The organism is Dongia sp. (genome assembly GCF_041910485.1).
GTDB lineage: Bacteria > Pseudomonadota > Alphaproteobacteria > Dongiales > Dongiaceae > Dongia.
In genome coordinates, this window is record NZ_JAYRQR010000031.1 from 1 (window position 1) to 18,899 (window position 18,899).

The 18,899-nt window shown below is 63.8% G+C and carries 20 protein-coding genes; 8 read left to right on the forward strand and 12 right to left on the reverse strand.

All coding sequences use genetic code 11. The annotated features are described in order from the left end of the window. Positions 1–305: 305 nt before the first annotated feature. Both ACE3PP_RS08970 and ACE3PP_RS08975 read right to left on the reverse strand, forming a co-directional pair. Positions 306–719: a hypothetical protein gene (locus ACE3PP_RS08970; RefSeq protein ID WP_374380774.1), complete on the reverse strand. Its 414-nt coding sequence runs from the start codon at positions 717–719 to the stop codon at positions 306–308. Between the two features lie 128 nt (positions 720–847). Further along, entirely contained in the window at positions 848–1,558 is a 711-nt protein-coding gene (locus tag ACE3PP_RS08975) for a helix-turn-helix transcriptional regulator (RefSeq protein ID WP_374380777.1), read from the reverse strand. Between the two features lie 474 nt (positions 1,559–2,032). Between ACE3PP_RS08975 and ACE3PP_RS08980 the strand changes: the two genes are divergently transcribed. The 3 genes from ACE3PP_RS08980 to ACE3PP_RS08990 all read left to right on the forward strand — a co-directional run bounded on the left by ACE3PP_RS08980 (position 2,033) and on the right by ACE3PP_RS08990 (position 5,446). Beyond that, positions 2,033–3,097: a quinone-dependent dihydroorotate dehydrogenase gene (locus tag ACE3PP_RS08980; protein WP_374380780.1), complete on the forward strand. Its 1,065-nt coding sequence runs from the start codon at positions 2,033–2,035 to the stop codon at positions 3,095–3,097. A gap of 68 nt (positions 3,098–3,165) precedes the next feature. Then, complete coding sequence (locus ACE3PP_RS08985) at positions 3,166–4,569, forward strand: EAL domain-containing protein (protein ID WP_374380783.1); 1,404 nt, start codon at positions 3,166–3,168, stop codon at positions 4,567–4,569. 19 nt (positions 4,570–4,588) lie between these two features. Then, the gene (locus ACE3PP_RS08990) at positions 4,589–5,446 is read left to right on the forward strand and encodes a TIGR01459 family HAD-type hydrolase (protein ID WP_374380786.1); all 858 of its coding nucleotides are present in this window, start codon (positions 4,589–4,591) and stop codon (positions 5,444–5,446) included. A 6-nt stretch (positions 5,447–5,452) separates the two neighbouring features. Here ACE3PP_RS08990 and ACE3PP_RS08995 read toward each other — a convergent pair whose 3' ends face one another. Genes ACE3PP_RS08995 through ACE3PP_RS09010 form a run of 4 tightly spaced genes read right to left on the reverse strand, consistent with a single transcriptional unit; the run spans position 5,453 to position 7,283 of the window. Continuing rightward, positions 5,453–6,076: a flavin reductase family protein gene (locus ACE3PP_RS08995; protein WP_374380787.1), complete on the reverse strand. Its 624-nt coding sequence runs from the start codon at positions 6,074–6,076 to the stop codon at positions 5,453–5,455. A 13-nt stretch (positions 6,077–6,089) separates the two neighbouring features. Further along, positions 6,090–6,512, reverse strand: a complete 423-nt coding sequence (locus tag ACE3PP_RS09000) for a DUF6691 family protein (RefSeq protein WP_374380790.1) — start codon at positions 6,510–6,512, stop codon at positions 6,090–6,092. Between the two features lie 3 nt (positions 6,513–6,515). Then, positions 6,516–6,944 carry a YeeE/YedE family protein gene (locus ACE3PP_RS09005; RefSeq protein WP_374380793.1) on the reverse strand — a complete coding sequence of 143 codons (429 nt, stop codon included), beginning with the start codon at positions 6,942–6,944 and terminating at the stop codon, positions 6,516–6,518. Positions 6,945–6,959: 15 nt separating this feature from the next. Further along, complete coding sequence (locus ACE3PP_RS09010; RefSeq protein ID WP_374380796.1) at positions 6,960–7,283, reverse strand: ArsR/SmtB family transcription factor; 324 nt, start codon at positions 7,281–7,283, stop codon at positions 6,960–6,962. A 185-nt stretch (positions 7,284–7,468) separates the two neighbouring features. Between ACE3PP_RS09010 and ACE3PP_RS09015 the strand changes: the two genes are divergently transcribed. Then, positions 7,469–9,136, forward strand: a complete 1,668-nt coding sequence (locus ACE3PP_RS09015) for a methyl-accepting chemotaxis protein (RefSeq protein ID WP_374380799.1) — start codon at positions 7,469–7,471, stop codon at positions 9,134–9,136. 20 nt (positions 9,137–9,156) lie between these two features. On the opposite strand, the gene ACE3PP_RS09020 is transcribed toward ACE3PP_RS09015, so the two are convergent. Next, complete coding sequence (locus tag ACE3PP_RS09020; protein ID WP_374380802.1) at positions 9,157–9,999, reverse strand: LysR family transcriptional regulator; 843 nt, start codon at positions 9,997–9,999, stop codon at positions 9,157–9,159. A gap of 111 nt (positions 10,000–10,110) precedes the next feature. On the opposite strand from ACE3PP_RS09020, the gene ACE3PP_RS09025 reads away from it, so the two are divergent. Continuing rightward, complete coding sequence (locus ACE3PP_RS09025; protein ID WP_374380805.1) at positions 10,111–11,109, forward strand: zinc-dependent alcohol dehydrogenase family protein; 999 nt, start codon at positions 10,111–10,113, stop codon at positions 11,107–11,109. A gap of 3 nt (positions 11,110–11,112) precedes the next feature. Here ACE3PP_RS09025 and betC read toward each other — a convergent pair whose 3' ends face one another. Then, positions 11,113–12,639 carry a choline-sulfatase gene (betC, locus tag ACE3PP_RS09030; RefSeq protein WP_374380808.1) on the reverse strand — a complete coding sequence of 509 codons (1,527 nt, stop codon included), beginning with the start codon at positions 12,637–12,639 and terminating at the stop codon, positions 11,113–11,115. Positions 12,640–12,755: 116 nt separating this feature from the next. Between betC and ACE3PP_RS09035 the strand changes: the two genes are divergently transcribed. The 3 genes from ACE3PP_RS09035 to ACE3PP_RS09045 all read left to right on the forward strand — a co-directional run bounded on the left by ACE3PP_RS09035 (position 12,756) and on the right by ACE3PP_RS09045 (position 15,348). Next, the gene (locus ACE3PP_RS09035) at positions 12,756–13,649 is read left to right on the forward strand and encodes a LysR substrate-binding domain-containing protein (RefSeq protein WP_374380811.1); all 894 of its coding nucleotides are present in this window, start codon (positions 12,756–12,758) and stop codon (positions 13,647–13,649) included. A 123-nt stretch (positions 13,650–13,772) separates the two neighbouring features. Beyond that, positions 13,773–14,549, forward strand: coding sequence for a rhodanese-like domain-containing protein (locus ACE3PP_RS09040; RefSeq protein WP_374380814.1), 777 nt, complete (start codon positions 13,773–13,775; stop codon positions 14,547–14,549). Positions 14,550–14,568: 19 nt separating this feature from the next. Next, positions 14,569–15,348, forward strand: a complete 780-nt coding sequence (locus tag ACE3PP_RS09045; protein WP_374380817.1) for a sterol desaturase family protein — start codon at positions 14,569–14,571, stop codon at positions 15,346–15,348. Here the strand turns inward: ACE3PP_RS09045 and ACE3PP_RS09050 are convergent. The 4 genes from ACE3PP_RS09050 to ACE3PP_RS09065 all read right to left on the reverse strand — a co-directional run bounded on the left by ACE3PP_RS09050 (position 15,345) and on the right by ACE3PP_RS09065 (position 18,760). Continuing rightward, positions 15,345–16,109, reverse strand: a complete 765-nt coding sequence (locus ACE3PP_RS09050) for a substrate-binding periplasmic protein (RefSeq protein ID WP_374380820.1) — start codon at positions 16,107–16,109, stop codon at positions 15,345–15,347. The two genes, ACE3PP_RS09045 and ACE3PP_RS09050, sit on opposite strands and share 4 nt — an antisense overlap. Then, entirely contained in the window at positions 16,106–16,969 is an 864-nt protein-coding gene (locus ACE3PP_RS09055; RefSeq protein ID WP_374380823.1) for a carbon-nitrogen hydrolase family protein, read from the reverse strand. Before ACE3PP_RS09055 ends, ACE3PP_RS09050 begins: the two co-directional genes overlap by 4 nt. A 28-nt stretch (positions 16,970–16,997) precedes the next feature. Beyond that, a complete protein-coding gene (locus ACE3PP_RS09060; RefSeq protein WP_374380825.1) occupies positions 16,998–17,801 on the reverse strand; it encodes a M55 family metallopeptidase in 804 nt (267 codons plus the stop codon). Positions 17,802–17,926: 125 nt separating this feature from the next. Continuing rightward, positions 17,927–18,760: a pirin family protein gene (locus tag ACE3PP_RS09065; RefSeq protein WP_374380828.1), complete on the reverse strand. Its 834-nt coding sequence runs from the start codon at positions 18,758–18,760 to the stop codon at positions 17,927–17,929. Positions 18,761–18,899: the final 139 nt, after the last annotated feature.

Sequence of the window (18,899 nt, forward strand, 5' to 3'; positions counted from 1 at the left end):
CAGCCAGGTCGCGTGATCGAAGGCACGCATCAACGGCGGATTGCCGGTGACCCATTTGCCGTCAACGAAATGCCACTGGTCCATGGCTGGCCTCACTCATGACACGGGTTGGATCGGCGCTACCAGAAACTCCCGGGGCGGGAATCCCTTTGGCTGCACCGTTGATCCGACTGCTGAGTGAAACGCTAAGACCTGCCTTCAGGTGACGTCAAGTTCCCTGCATGCGACAGGTTCGGTCCTAGGGCCGAATTCGGATGCTCCGGCACCCGCTCGATCCGTTTTCGACAAGATGATCGTGGCGTCGATCAGGCGGCGAAATAACGGGCGGGCAACGGCCGCGGATGCAGCGGCTGCTGATCCGCCGGTGTATCGGCTTCGTCTTCGGCATTGCGGAAATAGAAGATGGCATTGCCGATCTCGCGCAATTCCGCCCGCGCCGCTACCAGCGCATCGGCCGAGACCAAGGCGCCCGAGGCTGCTTCGATGTCATCTTGCGCCACGGGCTGCAGGATTTCCCGCAGGCGCTGGGCGACGATGCGCGACCCCAGGCCCTGGACCTGGGCATCGATGAGGCGCAATTGCGCCCGGCGCTGGGCCGCAGCCAATTGGGTGGCGCCACCGAACCGCTGCCGCAACCGCACGTCCTGGGGCAGGAAGTCGAAACTGGCCTGTTCCACCGCCGCGTCTGCAAACTCGAACTGCCGGGCCGACCGCGCCATTGCCATCTCCATCGTTCAGATGATGGAACATATAGGGAACATTTGCGAGAAAGTCAAGCCGCCGGCGGGTTATGAGGCCCAGCGGCGGCTTGGAAGGCTCAAGCGGGGTGGAACCGGTCTGGAAGCCCTTACTGGCTGACCCACTGGATCCGGGCGGTAAAGCGTACCTGGTCCTGCGGCACGAATTGCGGCTGGCCGCCCTGGCGGATCGCCTCGAGGTAGAAGCCGTCGGCATCGTGGCGCACGACCTTGCGCACCAGCACGGTGCCGGCAGTGGTGCCGATGATGATGCGGTCGCCCCGGCGGATCTCGGCCCCGCGCGCAGCAATCAGCGTATCGCCGTCACGATAGATCGGGTCGAAATCGCCGCCGGTAATCTCGACGCCGAAGCAATCCTTCCCGGCGCCGGTAAACTCGAGATGGCCCCAATCATTGCCGACCGGCATGCCGCTGCCGTCAAAGCAATCGCCGGCGGCCAAGCGGTCCAAGGTGATGACGGGGATGGTGCGCGTGGCATTGCGCATGAGGCGGCCACCGCCGATCGCCTGGTCATAAGCGGCAGCGCCGCCGTGGCCATTACCATTGGCCTCGCCGTTGCCGGCACCGGTCAAAAGCACGAAATCGACAAAGGGCTCGCCGGTCACGGTGAGAATCTTCGAGAGCGATTCAGTGCTGGGCCAACGCGGCCGGCCCTCGCGGGTGATGCGCTTCGACGGGTTGAAGGCGGTCGGGTCAAGGCCGGCGCGACGCGCAAGACCCGAGGCGGAAAGTCCGTGCTTCTGCGCCAGACGGTCGATTCCGCGCCAAACATCGGCATGCTGCAACATGGGAACTGACACGATCGCTTCTCCTAAAAGTCAGCCTACAACGACGCGCTTGCCGCAGCCCAGGACGAAGCGTTCCATTCCTAACAACCAAACCTGGGCAACTTTCGGTGCCAGGATCATCTTCCGTTCGGCACCGCCTCCCCCCGAAGGCATTTGCACCGCCAGTGATGATGATTGTCATATTAGCTGAGGAAGTCCCTAGGAAGAACTGTTCATTTGTAAATAATTAGATTAGTTACCTCTATACTTTCGTATAAGACTGAATGCCGGTCGTTTACTCGATAGCGTTGTTTTTCTTTTGCTTACTTTGGTTTCTCAAGCGCTTCCGGGATTTTCTTGGCGCACGGGAAAATTTTCTGCATGCGAAGGAATAAGAGCTTAATTCAATCGTTGCGGGTCCCTCGGCATGGGCCGCTTCGGGTCCCACGCCTACCCGCAGCACGGGTCCTTGTGCGGCCGGTCCATCTCCTTTAATTCCGCTGGCTCATGACCCTCCTTGCCTCGCTCTACCCCATTCTGCGCCCGGCCCTCTTCCTGCTGGAGGCCGAGAAAGCGCACCGTCTCGCTGTCCGGGCCCTGGCCGCCTGCCCGGCCCCATCGGCACCCGCTGTAGCCGATCCCATCCTCGCCCAGCGCCTCTGGTCGCTCGACTTTCCCAACCCGGTGGGTCTTGCCGCCGGCTTCGACAAGAATGCCGAATGTTTCGACGGTGCTCTGGGCCTCGGCTTCGGCTTTGTGGAGATCGGCAGCGTCACGCCGCGCCCGCAAGGCGGCAATCCGCAACCGCGTTTGTTTCGTCTCGTCGCGGACCGCGCCGTCATCAACCGCATGGGCTTCAACAATGACGGGATGGAAGCAGTCGCGGCGCGTCTGACGCAGCGCGATCCGGCCCGCGGCATCGTCGGCGTCAATCTGGGAAAGAACAAGGAAACGGCGGATGCCGCCGCCGATTACGAGCTGGGCGTCGCGCGCCTGGGACCGCTCGCCGATTACCTGGTCATCAACGTCTCCTCGCCCAACACGCCGGGCCTGCGCGCGCTGCAGGGCAAGGAGCCGCTGGCGGATCTCATCCGCCGCACGCGCGCGGCGCGCGATGCGCTGGGAAAGCGCCCGCCGCTTCTCCTCAAGATCGCACCCGACCTCACCGAGGATGACCAGCGCGACATCGCCCTGGTAGCCCTTGAGGAAGGGCTCGACGGTCTCATCGTCAGCAACACGACGATTGCCCGCCCGCCGCTGCAATCCGGTGACCTTGCCAACGAGACAGGCGGTCTTTCGGGAGCGCCGCTGCTGGCGCCGTCGACGGCACTGCTCGGGCGCATGTACCGGCTGACCGAGGGTCGCCTGCCGCTCATCGGTGTCGGCGGCATCGCCTCGGCCGCGGACGCCTATGCCAAAATCCGGGCCGGCGCTTCGCTCATCCAATTCTATTCGGCCATGATCTATAGGGGGCCGGGGCTTGCCCGGCGGATCGTCGCGGAACTTCCCGCCCTTCTTCGTGCCGACGGCTTCGCGCATCTCAAGGATGCGGTCGGCGCCGATCATCGCTAGGATGCCGCAGCTTTTGTGGCGGCCGATTTTAACACCCCCTTAACCAAGACCTTGCTAGGGCTAAGACGATGAGCCAGCGCGCGCATATCCTCATCTTTCTGCTCTACGCCCTGGGCGCGGTCCTGGTTGCCTTCTGGCTGCCGGAATTTGTCCCCGGCGTGTCGCGGATTCTCGCCTACATCGCCGGTGGCTTCGTCGTCATGGCGGGCGGGCTCGCGCACCAAGCGGCCCTCGGGGCACAGCGCTCGCGCAGCCAGGCCCATTCACTGGGCGAGCTCAACCGGCTGCTGGCCGACGTGCTGCGGGATCAGCGCAAGCTTGAAGACGATATGCTGCAGCTTCGTGCCACACTGGCGAATATCGCCAGCGCCCCCGCCCAGGATGTGGGCGATGTGGTCAATGAGGTAAAGGTCCTGCAGAAGCTGATCGAGCAGCTTTACAGCGCCCGTGCTGCCGGCGGTGGCAAGACACCTTCCGCCGCGCCCAAATCCGCGAAGCCCGTGCCGGTCAAGGAAAGCACCGCCGCGCGACCGGTTGCAGCTGTGTCGCCCGCCGCCCAACCTCAAACGGCGCCGTCGCCGGCAGCGCCTACTCCAACAATTTCGGCACCATCAATTTCGGCGCCATCCGCACCGGCCCAGCCGGCGCCCATACCTGCCGGCGCATCTTCGGGTGCCAGCCTGCCCATGCCGCCGGTCGCCTACGATCTGGCTGAGGATGAGATCCTCGACGCGCTGCGCGAAGGTTTGCGCGAGAGCGGTGTCGAGCTTGCCCTGCAGCCCATCGTCACCCTGCCGCAGCGCAAGCGCCGCTTTTTCGAGTGCTTCTCCCGCGTGCGCATCAGCGACGGCCGCGTGCTGACCCCCGAGCAATATCTGCCGCTCGCCGAACGCGAGGGCCTCGTCACCGCCATCGACAACATGCAGCTCTTCCGCTGCATCCAGATCCTGCGCCGCATCCGCAAATCGAATGCCGGCATCGGCTTCTTCATCAACATCTCGGCCCACACGCTGGCCGATCGCGACTTCTTCCGCGAATTCATCAACATGATGGCGCACAATGCCGAGCTGGCGCCCGCCATCGTGTTCGAATTCTCGCAGCGCGCGATGGAGATGGCCGACGATGCGCTGCTCCACGATCTCGCGCGCCTGGCACAGCTCGGCTATCGCTTCAGCCTGGATCAGGTGACGCATTTCGATCTCAATCCGGCGCAGCTCTCCAGCCATCATTTCCGTTTCATGAAGATCGAAGCCGAACGCCTGATTGCCGCCGCCCGCGCCGGAGCACTCGGCGACGATCCGCAGGAGTTCAAGCGGATGCTCGATTCATTCGCGATCGACCTGGTGGCCGATCACATCGAATCGGAAACGATGCTCCTCGAGCTCCTCGACATGCATCTCGATTTCGGCCAAGGCTATCTCTTCGGCGAGCCGCGCATCGCCCGTGCCGAGACCAACGCCGCCCTCAACTGACGAAAAGTACCGACGCATCATGACTCAGTTCCCCACCGGCCTCGGCGCCATTGCCGGCGAAATCGATCTTGTCGTCATGGATCTGTGGGGCTGCATGCATGACGGCATCCGCGCCTATCCTGCGGCCGTCGAGGCGCTGCGGCAGTTGAAGGCGCACAATATCCCCGTGGCCCTCGTCTCCAACGCGCCGCGCCGCATCGAGACCGTGCGGCCGCGTCTGCGCGAAATGGGCATCGGGGACGAGCTTTACGCCGGCTTCTATACCTCGGGCGAGGAAGTCTGGAACCATATCGCCCGGCGTGACGCGCCGGGATATGCGGAACTTGGGAAGAAGGCCTATGCCGTGGCGGGCGGGCTCGACCAGACTTTCACCGAAGGCCTCGACGTCATGCTCGTCGATGATATTGCGGCGGCCGATTTTCTCCTCGTCCTTGGCGTCGGCTCACCGGAGACGAAGGTCGAGCATTTCAGCGAGCTGCTCAAGGCGGCACGGGCGCGCAACCTGCCGCTGGTCTGCGCCAATCCCGATCTCATCGTGCATCGCGGCAATGTTGCCGAAATCTGCGCCGGGGCCATTGCCGAAGCCTATCTCGAAATGGATGGCAGCATCCTCATCGAGGGAAAGCCCCATGCCGGCATCTATCGCCGGGTGCTGGCCGATTTCAAGGTGCCGGCGAAGCGTCTCGTCGGCATCGGCGATGCCTTGCGCACCGATGTCGCCGGTGCGGCGGGGATCGGCGCCAAGTCGCTGCTCATTGCCGGCGGTATCCACCATGCAGCGTTGCTGAAGGATGGCAAGCTCGACCCGGCGGCGCTGAAGAAGCTGGCGACCGGCGGTCACGCCCCGGATTATGCCCTGCCCTATCTCGCCTGGTGAACCTCGCTAAGCGCCACCGGCGGGCCTTGTCATCTTGAAGACCTGATCGATCACCGCATAGAGCGAATAGCCCATGCGCGCGATCGGGCGCGCGCGGGTGATGTCGACCCGTCCATCGACGATGAGCGCATCGTCGATATGAACGCCGACCACGTCGCCGAAAACAACCGTATTGGGCTGGTCGGGGTCGAGGGTGGGCAAGCTGACGCTCTGCAGATAGCGGCATTCGAGTGCCACCGGCGATGCCTTGACGCGGGGTGCCGCGACGATCTGCGACGGCACCATCTCAAGCCCCGCTTTCGCAGCCTCGCTCTCGCCCGCCGGCAAGGGTGCCGAGGTGACGTTCATCGCATCCTTCAAATCATAGGTCGCAAGATTGGCGACGAAGGCGCCGACCTTTTCGACATTCTCCAGACTGTCCTTGCGGCTGCCATCGGCCTTGGCGCCGGTCGGGGCGAACATCAGGATGGGCGGGCTGTCCGCCACCATGTTGAAGAAGCTGAAGGGGGCGAGGTTGACGCGGCCCTCAAGATCGATGCTGGAAATCCAGCCGATCGGGCGTGGCACGATAAGGGCCTTTAGGGGATCGATGGCCAACCCGCTGTTCTTGAGCCGCGGTTCGTAGAACATGAATGATCCCCAATCAGCGTTGCGTGATGCGAAAAAATACCATGCCGGCGAGCATGGCGACGAAGAAGATCAGCCCCTGCTGGCCATCGAGCGCCAGCAAGGTGAGGGCCGGCCCCGGACAGATGCCGGCCAGGCCCCAGCCGATGCCGAAAATGATGCTGCCGAGAAGAAGCTTGCGGTCGATCGCCCGCGCGCTCGGCCATTGGAAATCGGGGGCAGCAACGGGCCGTGCCTGCCGCCGGGCCAAGGCGAAACCCGGCAGGGTGACGATGAGGGCGCCACCCATCACAAAGGCAAGGCTCGGGTCCCACCCACCGTTCGCCATCGCCGCGAGGTCGAGGAAGGCTGTGACCTTCATCGGATCGGCCATGCCGGAAAGTACGAGGCCGGCCCCGAAGACAAGGCCGGAAAGAAGGGCGAATGCGATGCGCAGCATGGGTCAGTCCGCCAGCAGATGATGGATGATGAAGACGGTGGCCATCGCACTGGCCATGAAAGCAAGAACGGCGACCAGGGATCGTGGCGACAGCCGCGCCAGGCCGCAGATACCGTGACCGCTGGTGCAGCCGGCGCCGAGGCGTGTGCCGAACCCGACCGCGAGACCGGCAACGACAAGAGCCGCCGATCCGACATTGAGCCGCGGCACGAAGCCGCCGAGGAATTGCGCCATCAGCAATGCTCCCAGCGGAATGCCGAGAACGAAGGCCAGTCGCCAGAATGAATCATTGTCGAGCCGTTGCAGCAGCCCGCCGAGGATTCCGCTCACTCCAGCGATGCGACCGAGACCAAGGAGGAGAATGAGGGCGGCAAGGCCAATGAGGCCGCCGCCGAGCAAAGCACTGAGAGGATGGAAATTCGTCCAATCCATGATGATCTTCTTTCCTTATCTGCTCTTTCGCCCGCGCTTGGGCGGACAGAAGGCCTCCTTGAGAACGCCGGCAATGGCACGCGCTGTGTCGCTGGCGATCTCGTAATGAATGGTCGTGCCGTCGCGCCGTGTGCGGACCAGCTTCTCCGCGCGGAGACGCATGAGGTGCTGCGAGATCTTGGGCTGGGGCTCGCCCAGGGTCGCTGCAATGTCGCCGACGCTCATCGCGCCGCCCTCCAGCGTGCAGAGAATCGCCAGGCGATGTTCATGAGCGAGCGCACGCAGCAAGGCGGCCGCTTCACCTGCTTTTTCAAGAAGGGACACTTCCTTTGTGGGCATTGGGGATTAGAAGCCTAGGCTGTTTGTCAGCGCCAATACATTCAATCATTCGAATATACGAATTATATCTGCGTCGTCAAGTTTCAACGTATTTTTCTAAATTCTTTACGGCCTGTTAAGGCCGCATTCCTACGCTGCTGCCTGCTCGTAAAATTATTCGGTCTGACCTTTTGGGGGGGAAATCGATGACCATCGGTGGCAAGCTGGGCTTTGCCTCAGCGATCAATATTGCCTTGGTCGTGGCCTTGGCCGCGCTGAGCTATTTTACAGTTTCGCAATTGCTCGATCTGCAGGACGAAGGCGCCACGCGCGCCGAAGATGCCGTCTTCGTAACCGGCGCATCGGCTGCCGGGGCCGAGCTTTATCAGATCATCGCCGACGCGGTCATCAACCGCGATCTCGACATGACGGCCAAGGATTGGGCCGACAAGAAGAACGAGGTGGAGGAACAGCTCGACGAGATCGGCCGCCGCGCCGACAGCGATCTCGAACATCAGAGCCTCGATGCCGCCAAACAGGCTTATGCCGATCTGATCGCAGCATTCGAACAGGACATGCTGCCGCTCCTCAAGCAGGATCCCGGCATCAATGATTCGATGCGCGCGGTCGATGACCGGCTCGACACGGCAGCAGCGGCCCTGGCCGACAATCTGATGAAGATCCGCCAGTCGATCGATGAGGAAGCTGTGGCGCATGACGCCGATTTCGACGCAACGGGCGACCGCAGCGTCTTGACCGGCGCCATTCTCGCCGGTGTTGCCGCGCTGGTGGCGCTCGGTGTCGCCTTTGGCCTCACGCGCATGATCGCGCACCCGATCAAGGCGCTGACCGCGGTCATGAACGTGCTGGCCGGCGGCCGCACCGATGTCGACATTCCGGGGACCGGCCGTCGCGACGAGCTGGGTGGCATGGCAGCGGCCGTCGGCGTCTTCCGCCAGAACATGATCGACAGCGAACGCCTGCGCGCGGAGCAGGAGCGGATGAAGGAACAGGCGGCGGCCGAGCGGCGCAGCACCATGCTGCGCATGGCGGACGATTTTGAAAGCGCCGTCGGATCGGTCATCCAAGTGGTGACTTCGGCAGCGACCGAGCTTCAGTCTTCGGCCGAGGCCATGACCGGCACGGCCGAACGCACCGCCAAGCAATCGACCGTCGTCGCCTCCGCTTCCGAGGAAGCATCGAGCAACGTTCAGACGGTGGCGGCAGCGACCGAGGAACTGACCAGCTCGGTCCAGGAGATCTCGCGACAGGTGGCGCAGTCGAACGGCATGACGGCGGCGGCGGTGACGGATGCCGACCGCACCAATGCCAAGGTCGAAGCCCTGGCGGGTGCCGCCCAGCGCATCGGCGATGTGGTGCGCCTCATCAGCGACATTGCCGGCCAGACCAATCTATTGGCCCTCAACGCCACCATCGAGGCGGCGCGGGCCGGTGAAGCCGGTCGCGGCTTTGCCGTGGTGGCCAGCGAGGTGAAGAATCTCGCCGGCCAGACGGCCAAGGCCACGGAGGAGATCACCGAGCATGTCTCCAGCATCCAGTTGGAGACCGAGGGCTCGGTCCGCGCCATCGCCGATATCGGCGAGACGATCCGCTCGATCAGCAGCATTAGCGGCGCCATCGCCGCAGCGGTCGAGGAACAGAGTGCCGCGACGCAGGAAATCGCCCGCAACATCCAGCAGGCGGCCATCGGCACCAGCGAGGTTTCGTCGAATATCGGCTCGGTGACACAGGCGGCGAGCGAAACAGGCAGCGCTGCGACCCAGGTCCTCGGTGCCGCCCGCGAACTCAGCCGCCAGGCCGACGCCCTCACCAACGAAGTGAACCGCTTCCTCGGCACGATCCGCGCGGCCTGAGGAAGATCGTTCGCGTCGTCCTAGGGCAGTTCCGCCAGCACGAAGTCGAGCAAGGCCCGCAATCGGGCGAGACGTTTGAGGTCGCGATGATAGCCGACCCAGACGTCTCGCCCGGGCGGCGGTTCGCCGGCATCGATGACGCGCAGGCCCGGCACGCGATCCCCCAGCAGGCGCGGCAACACGGCAAGACCCGCCCCGGCCAGGCAAGCCTGCGCCTGCACATCGCGATTATTGCTGCGAAAGGCGATGCGGGCCTTGGGCAGCACCCGACGCAGCCACGCACGGTCCGGCATATCGCTGAACGCCTCGTCCATCGTGACAAGACTGATACCGGCGCCGTCGCCCAGATCGATGGACGGCGATGCTGCGGGCATATAGAGCGCATAGGTCATGGTGAGCGCCCTGCGTTGGATGACGTCCGGTTCGTCGAAGCTCGCTATGCGGAAAGCGACGTCCGCCTCGCGCCGGCCGAGGCTGTAGCGCCGCTGATCCGTCAGCAGTTCCACCGTGATACCAGGATGCGCCGCCGTGAAAGCGGCCAAATGCGGCGCCAGGACATGCGCGCCGAACCAGTCGGATGACGCAAGCCGAATCTCACCGCTGAGACCACTCCCAGCCGTGATACGGCCGACCGCCAGCGCTTCTTCCTCCATCCGCTCGGCATGGGCGAGGACGGCTTGACCTTCATCGGTTAGGCTGAAGCCGTCGCTGCCGCGCTGGAAAAGGGTCTGGCCAAGGGCGGTTTCAAGGGCGCGCAGGCGCCGCCCCATGGTCGGCTGGGTGAGGCCAACCGACTTGGCTGCCTTGGCGAGCGTCCCCGCCCGGGCAATGGCGAGAAAGAGTCTGAGATCGCTCCATTCCATGCCGCACTCTAACGCGTGTCATGCAAAATTGCATGAATGTCGAACATATTTGTTCATTTCCATACGAATATGAACGGTCATCTTACTTCTAGGCACAAACCGGAGGCGAAGATGACCATCCAACCCACCATGCAGGCTCTCCAGGCAACCGATCCCAGCACGCCGCTGCAGGTGATCACGCTACCCCGCCCCGTTCCGGGACCCGGTCAGGTCCTGGTGCGGATAGCTGCGAGCGGGATAAATCCGCTCGACCTCAAGATCCGGGCCGGCGAGGCTGGTCATGCGCGCCATCCCCTGCCCGCCATTCTCGGCCTCGATATGGCAGGCTGGATCGAGGCCATCGGGCCCGGTGTCACCCGTTTCCGAATCGGCGACGAGGTCTACGGCATGGTCGGCGGGGTCGGCGGCCATCAAGGGACGCTTGCCGAATATGTCGCCGCCGATGCCGATCTGCTGGCGTTGAAGCCGGCCCACCTCACCTTCCGCGAAGCCGCTGTGCTGCCGCTGATCTTCATCACCGCGTGGGAAGGTCTCGTCGACCGCGCCGGCGTGAAGGCTGGCGAGAGCGTGCTGATTCTGGGTGCTGCCGGCGGTGTCGGTCACATGGCCGTGCAGTTGGCCAAGGCGAAGGGCGCCAAGGTCTTTGCGACCGATGCCAGATCGCGTGCCGCGATCATCGACGGCTATGGCGCGCATTTCATCGACCGCGAAAAGCCGGTCGATGATTACGTTGCCGAGCTCACCAACGGTGAGGGGTTCGATGTGGTCTATGACACCGCGGGCGGTGCCTCGCTCGACGCCGCGTTCCGCGCGGTGAAGGCCTATACCGGCCGTGTCGTCAGCTGCCTCGGCTGGGGCACGCATGCGCTGGCGCCGCTCTCCTTCCGCGCGGCGACCTATTCCGGCGTCTTCACCCTGATGCCGCTGCTGACCGGCAAGCATCGCGCCCATCACGGTGCGATCATGGCGGAAGCGACGACGCTCGCGGAGAGTGGTCAGTTGCTGCCGCGCCTTGATCCGACGCGCTATACTTTCGCTGAAGCCGACGCCGCGCACACCGCTCTGCGCGAGCGGCGTGCGACGGGCAAGATCGCGATCGAAATCGCGTGACGCTTATTCCGCCGCCTTCTTCACCGCCGGAAAGCGCGAGCGCATTTCCAGTTCGAAGATCGGCACGGTGTTGCGGATATACTGGCCCCTGGCGTCGAAGACCGGCTGGTAGTCCCAGGCGATATTCTGCGCGCGGATGATGTCGTTCAAGTACCGGCGGCGGCGCTGGCTGGCGACCACCTGTTGGCGGATCGCTTCCATGTCCCAGCCCTTGGCGATCTCGGCACGCAATGCCGCGACTTGGCCTGCATATGCGGGATCGGCAGCGAGGTTCTTCACTTCCAGCGGATCGGCTTCGAGGTCATAGAGCTGATCCGGGTCCGACTGGAAATGCACGAACTTCATCTTGCCGCGCCGGATCATGACGCCCGGCGCCTTGGCGCCTTCGCCCATATATTCGCCGATCACTTCGTCATGGCCTTCGCCGCCCGTCATATGCGGCACCATGGAACGGCCTTCGGTGACGACTTGCTCATGCAAAGGCGCTCCGTCGCTGGCGAGATCGAGCAGGGTGGGGAGGATGTCGATCTGCGAGACGGCTTGCTTGACGCGGCCGGCCTTCACGCCGGGACCGTTGATGATCATCGGAATGCGCGCGGCATTCTCGAACCAGTTCATCTTGAACCACAGCCCGCGCTCGCCCAGCATGTCGCCATGATCGCCGGTGACGATCGTATAGGTGTTGTCGGCAAAGCCGCTTTCGTTGAGCGCCTGCATCAGATCGGCAAAGCGTTCGTCGATATAGGAGACGGTGCCGTAATAGGCATGGCGCGCATTGCGGATGGCATCCTCGGTCGGCGCCGGGTCGAGCATGCCGATCCCGTTCGAGATACGCTGCTCATGCGGCCCCAGCGGCACGGAGCCCGCTTTGAGCGTCGGCATGTCGATATCGTCGTGCCGGTAGAGATCCCAATGTTCCTTCCGCGCAAGATACGGATCGTGCGGGCTGATCAGCGAGACGACCAGGCAGAAGGGCTGGTCGCCGCCCTTGCGCGCCAGATCGAACAGGTGCCGCTTGGCCATGAAGACGACTTCATCGTCGAAATCGAGATAGGCCGAGCGCGTGCAGATACCGGCATCGTGCACCACGTCCATATTGTGGAACCAGTCGAGCTTCATTTCCGGATGGTCCCAATTGGGGACCCAGGCGAAGTCCGACGGATAGACATCGGTGGTGAGGCGGCGGTGGAACCCGTGCAGCTGGTCGGGCCCGCAGAAATGCATCTTCCCCGAGAGGGTCGTGTCATAGCCCAGCGCCGAGAGATGATGGGCGAAGGTCGGGATCTCGGCCATGAACTCCGCCGCATTGTCCCAGGCGCCGATCTTGGTGGGCAGGCGCCCCGACATGAACGAGTAGCGCGCCGGGGCGCAGAGCGGGTAATTGCAATAGGCGGCGTCGAAGATCGCCGATTTCTCGGCAAAGGCCGACAGGGAAGGCGTCTTCACCACTTTATGCCCATAGCTCGGCATGAATTGCGGGGCCAGCTGGTCGAGCATGAAGATGACGAAATTGGGCTTGCGCTTGGCCATGTTGGGATCCCCTCGGTTTCTTGAAGCTGAGGCCAAGTCTCCACCTTGGGTCTCGCTCAAACAAACCAAAAATACTATGGTCATAGGCTAAGTTTGATTTAGCCTAGGGTTCGGCCATGACTTTCCGACAGCTTCCGCCGCTCGGCATGCTGCGCTCGTTCGAGGCGGCGGCGCGCCATATCAGCTTCGCCCGGGCTGGGGCCGAGCTCGGCGTCACCGCGGCGGCCGTCAGCCAGCAGGTGAAGGCGCTCGAGGATCATCTAGGCCGCGCCCTCTTTCACCGCCGGCCGCAGGGGCTGGCGCTCACCGAATCGGGCCTTTCCTATCTCACCGTGCTGCGCGACGCCTTCGACCGGCTGGGGGCTGGGACCGAGGAACTGTTCCACGGCCGCTCGGGCAGCGACGTCTCGGTCCGCGTCACGGCGGGCTTTGCGCATCTCTGGCTGATGCCGCGCCTTTCCCGCTTTCTGGCGAGCCACCCGGATCTGCGCCTGCGGCTTCTCACCACGCTGTGGACGCCGCTGGAGATCGACAGCGAGGCGGATTTCGAGATCCGCTGCGGCATCGGCAGCTGGCCGCAGCTCACCGCCTATCCGCTCACCCGCGACCGGCTCTTTCCGGTCTGCGCGCCGGGGTTGCTGACCGAGACGACGCGGCCCCTGCCACCCGCCTATCTGGCCGGCCAGCGCCTCATTCATGTCGCAAGCTTCGCCGAAGGCTGGGTCGATTGGTTTCGCGGTGCCGGTGCCGGTGCCTTCGAAGCCAACCCCGGCGACATCGTCTTCGACACGGCGAGCCTTGCCGTCGATCTCGCCTTGGCCGGGGGCGGCTTCCTGCTGGGGCGGAGCTGCTTCGTCGATCGGCTGGTGGCGCAAGGCCGCCTCGTCGCTCCCTGCGCCGCCAAGATCAAGAGCAGCGAGGCTTTCTACCTGGTCGAACGGGCGGGCGAGCGCCTGCCGCCACCCGCCCGGCTGTTCCGCGATTGGGTCCTCGCCGAAGCCGCCGCCTGAGGCCCCCCAGTTTCTCTCGCTCATGCCCTAAAAAATTCTCTCTTTACTCTATCGAACTAATAGTGTTTAAAGTCGGAAGGATAGGTTCGTTCCATTGACCCATTTGGGTCACCGGAGGCGCGTATGCTTCAACCTAAGACCCTGATTGTGGCGGCTTTTCTGGCGGCGACGCCGATTGCCGTCGGCGCTGTTGCCGCCCTGACCGGCCTGGCTTCAGGCCCCCATTCCGCCATCGACGTCATCGGTTTCGACCGCAAATGGGTGCTGTCGGTCGACGAGGCCCGGGCCCTGATCGCGTCCGGCGCCCTGGTGATCGATGCCCGCAGCGCGGATCTCCGCGCCCAGGCCCCGATCCGCAACGCCCAGGCCCTGACCCCCGCCGACCTTGCCGGCAGCGATGCCGCGGTGACGGAGCGCCTGCGCCAGCTCGGCTTCAACCGTGATGCCGCGGCCGTCGTCATCGGCGACCCGGGTCATGATCTCGGGGCCGACGCGGCCCTGGTCCTGGCCCTGCGCGAGCTGGGGCAGAACCGTGTCGCCTTGGTCGATGGCGGCCTTCCCGCCTTGCTGGCGGCCGGTCTCCCCACCGTCCAGCCGCCCTTCGGCCTCGGCAATGCCGAGATCGCGCGCGGCCAGCGCTGGTCGGTCGAGGCCACGAAGCTGCGCCCCAGCGACTATCGCATCGTCGAAAGCGGCCTCTCGGCCGAGCTGCTGACGCCCGACGGAAGGCTGAAGACGGCGGACCAGATCGCCGCCATCCTCGCGGCACAGGGGATCGACCGCGATTCCCGCATCGCCGCCGCCGGCCAAGGCTCGGCCTGGCTGGCGACCGTGCTCATCGACCAGGGCTATGACGCGCATCTCGTTGCCGGTGAATATCCGTTGACCGCCGCCAATTGAGGCCTGCTCTAATGGCTTCATGAATGAAGCCCTCTTTCGCCTTGGTCTCTTTCTCATCGTCTTTGCCCTGATCGGCCTCGCCGAGGTTTGGAGACCGCGCCGTCCCTTGGCGGCCGACAAGACACAGCGCTGGCGCACCAATCTCGGCCTCTTCCTCATCAACGTCGTGGCACAGCGCCTGACGGTCGGCGCTATCGTGCTCGGCGTAGCCCTCCTGGCCGGCGAGAAGGGCTGGGGACTCTTCAATCTTCTTGTCCTACCGCGCTGGGCCGAGGCGCTGCCCGCGATCCTGCTCCTCGATCTCGCGATCTATGCGCAGCATGTGGCGACGCATCTCATCCCGCCGCTCTGGCGCCTGCACAAAGTCCATCATGCCGACCTCGATGTCGATCTCACCACGGGCCTGCGTTTCCACCCGATCGAAATCCTGCTCTCCGCACTTTGGAAAGCGGCGATCGTGCTCGCGCTCGGCGTCGATCCGCTCATCGTTCTTGTCTATGAAGCACTGCTCAACGCCTTCGCTCTCTTCACCCACGGCAATGTCGCCATGCCGGAAAGATGGGATCGGCACTTGCGCCGAATTTTCGCAACACCGGACATGCACCGGCGCCATCATTCGACGCAGCGTGATGAGACCGATTCCAACTACGGCAACATCTTCTCTTTGTGGGATCGCCTGTTCGGCACCTATTTCGCGGCACCGGCCCTGGGGCAGATGGGTGTCATCCTGGGCCTTGCCGAAGCGCGCAAGCCGGAGAAGCTGACACTCCTGCGCCTCCTCGCCATGCCCTTCCGCTAGGGCGCCGCCACCGAGAAGCGCAACGACCAGCGTTCTTCGATCTCGGCATAGGTGCCGTTGGCGCGGATGATGCCGAGGCCCTTGTCGAGGGCCGCCATCGCTGCTTGCGCATCCGGCCGTTCCTTCGAGAAGGAGACATAGAGGTCGGGCTCGGTGAGAAGCCCCACCACCTTCACCTTGCCGGCCAGCTCTCCACCGTGCTCGGCGAGAAGATGCGCCATCACCTTGTCATATATGACGCCATAAGGATCGCGCTGATTGGCGACGAGGCGCAGGATGGCAAGATCGTTCTTGGCGACATCCTTCTTGATGGTGGCATCGCTCTGGAACGGCTCGCCATAAGTATAGCCGTTGGTGACGGCAACCGTTTGCCCTTTGAGATCGGCGGCGGTGAGATTCTCGACCGTGGCGTCGATGGGGGCGATGATCACGATCCGGGCCGAGAAAAGCGGCTCCTTGTGGAAGAGGAAGCGCGCCAATGTCTCCGGTTCGCGGATCGTGTCGAAGCAGCCGAGCCGGACGCCCTTCGCCACTTCCTCGAGGCAGCGCGCATAGGGGAGGCTCACCAGATCAAGCTCGACCCCGGCCGCCGCATAGGCCGCCCGCACCAGATCGACCGCCATGCCTTCCGGTGCGCCGTGCCGTTCGGCGGCATAGGGGAACCAGTCATTCTCAGCGACCAGCGTCACTTTCTGCTGTGCCGCACTTTCGCTGGCGGCACCAATCAGCAGGATGAGAAGGGCGGCGAGGAAGCGCTTCATGGACGCGAGGTCTTCACGGCCACCGCACCGTAAAGATCGGGCCGAACCTGATCGTTGAGCGGCCACCAATTGCGCACGCGCCTGACCTGATCAAGATCGATCGTGGTGGTGAGCATCGCTTCCTCATCCGGGGCACCGGCCAGGATGACACCCCAGGGATCGACCACGGCCGAGCGGCCGATGAAACCGATGCCCGTCACCTTTTCCTTCCCCGTCATGCCGGAGGCGGCGATGAACATCTGATGATCCGTGGCACGGGCCTTCAGCAAGAAATCCCAATGATCGAAGCGGGGAGAAAGGAAGGCGGTCGGCAGCAGGATGAGTTCCGCTCCGGCCCGCGCATAGGCGCGGAACATTTCCGGGAAGCGGATATCGGCGCAGATGCCGATGCCGAAGCGGCAGAGATTGGTGTCATAGACCTGCAGCTCGGCGCCCGGCGAAACCTTCTTCGATTCCATGATGCCGGGCGGCAGGTCGGTGCGGTTGGGCACGTCGAAAAGATGGGTCTTCCGATAACAGCCCAGCAGGTCGCCGCCGGGTGCCACCACCGGTGCCGTGTTGTAGATGCGCCCGTCGCTGCCCTTCTCGTAGAACGAGCCCGTCACATACATGGCATGGCGGCGGGCGGCAGCGGCCATCATCTCAAACGTGGGACCGGGGATCGGCTCGGCCAGCATCTTGTGCGCGTCGCCGCTGGAAAATCCGGTACCGGTGAACAGTTCCGGCAGCACGGCGATATTGCTGCCGCGCGCCCCGGCGAGGTCGAGATAATGCTGCGCCTTGGCGAGATTGCCCGCCTTGTCGTCATCCTGTGCGTTGAACTGCGCGATCGAGATCGTGACCGGTCTTTGCTCGCTCATCTCCCGCCCCTCGCCATTGGCCGACGATTCAGATTCCCAGAATGAATTTCTGCGCGCGCATGACCTCGAAGAAATCGCGCGCCGCGAACTGCACGGTGCGATGACCGATATGCTTGGCGCCCGGATACCAGGACGCGCGATAGGCATCGGTCGGGTTGTTGAAGACCACTTCCAGCACCGTCACATCCGGAACGGGCAAGCAGAGCTTGCTGCGGTCGGCCTTCAACGCCTGCTTCACACCCTCATTGATGCGGGCGCGGGCAACACTCGGCGCCACCGAAATGGTCGAGCGGCCAATGCCTTCACTGACCGCCACCGTTACCATACCTGGGTTCAGTTTCGCCGCATCCTCGCAGATGCCCTTGTCGCCGGAGATGAACACCGCCGGCACCTTGTAATAGGCGGCAGCGGTCGCATGCAGATGGAATTCCGAGGCCGGAATGCCATTGAGGCGCAGCTCCTGGACGCGCAGATTCATCGTATGCGCCAACGGGTTGGTCTCGGACCCGGCGCGGCTGTGATAGCCGGTGAAAATGACCGCGTCGAAACCCTCGTCGATCCCCTGCACCATGCTCAAGGGATGCCCGCTCCAGCCACGGATGATCTTCACGGCCGGCGGCAATTTCTCGGTGATGATGTTGCGCCCGGAATCATGGGCATCTTTCAGCAGGATCTCGGTCGCCCCCGCATCGAGCGCCCCTTCGATCGCCGCCAGCACCTCGCCCGTCATCAGCTCGCGGAACTCGGGATAGGAATCATGCGCCTTCTCCGCCTCATCCCAATGCGTGATGCCGGCGGTGCCTTCGATATCGCTGCTGATGAAAACGCGCATGCCTGTCCCCGATGTTCATAGGTCGAAAATCCGGGACCGATTGATGCATGAAGCCCCCATCAATTGCAATCAGGGCAAAAGCAATCAGGGCAAAGGCCGATCGACATCAACATCCGTCGGCCGCGTCACCCCATCTTGCCGGCGCGGTAATCCTCGAACGCCTGTTCGATCTCTTCCCGCGTGTTCATGACGAAGGGGCCATAGCGCGCGACCGGTTCGCCGATGGGTTTGGCGGCGAGCACCAGGATGCGCGCACCCAGGGGGCCGGCTTTGAGTTCGATCTCATCGCCTTGACCCAGCACCGCCATCTGCGTCGTGCCCAGCGCCTTGCCGCCGATCTCGGCCGTGCCTTCGAAGACATGCGCCAGCACGGTTGCTTCTTCATCGACCGCCTGACGCCAGCTGGTGCCGGCGGGCAAGGTGACGTCGACAAGGAGCGGCTGGCGCGAGACGCCATTGACGGGGCCGATGATACCCGCGGCCTCGCCCGCCACCACTTTGACGACGGTGCCGTTCTCGAGTGTCGTCACCGGAATCTCTTCCGGTGCGTAATCCTGATAGCGCGGCGGAATCATCTTTTCTTTGGCGGGCAGGTTGATCCAGATCTGGAAACCGCGCATCAGCCCGTCGGTCTGTTCCGGCATTTCGGAATGGATGAGGCCGCTGCCCGCCGTCATCCATTGCGCGGCACCGGCCGTCAGCAGCCCGCTGTTCCCGCGGCTGTCGAAATGGCGCATGCGCCCGGCCAGCATGTAGGTGACGGTCTCGAAGCCGCGATGCGGATGGTCGGGAAAGCCGCCGATATAGGCATTGGGATCATCGGAGCCGAACTCGTCGAACAACAGGAACGGGTCGATCAGGGCGACGCGCTGGGTCGGGAAGACGCGCTTCATCTTCACCCCCGCCCCGTCCGAGGCATCCTCGCCCCGGATGATATGTTCGGTCTGCCGGATGGTCATGGCTCTCAACTCTTTGTTCGTGACGACTTGGGATTGAAAGTAGGGGCAGGAAGCAATGCAAACAATGCTGCTTCACGGAACCTTATTGTTTACCCGGTTGCGACAATGAGGCGATTGAGGGGCAAAGAAAAACGGCCGG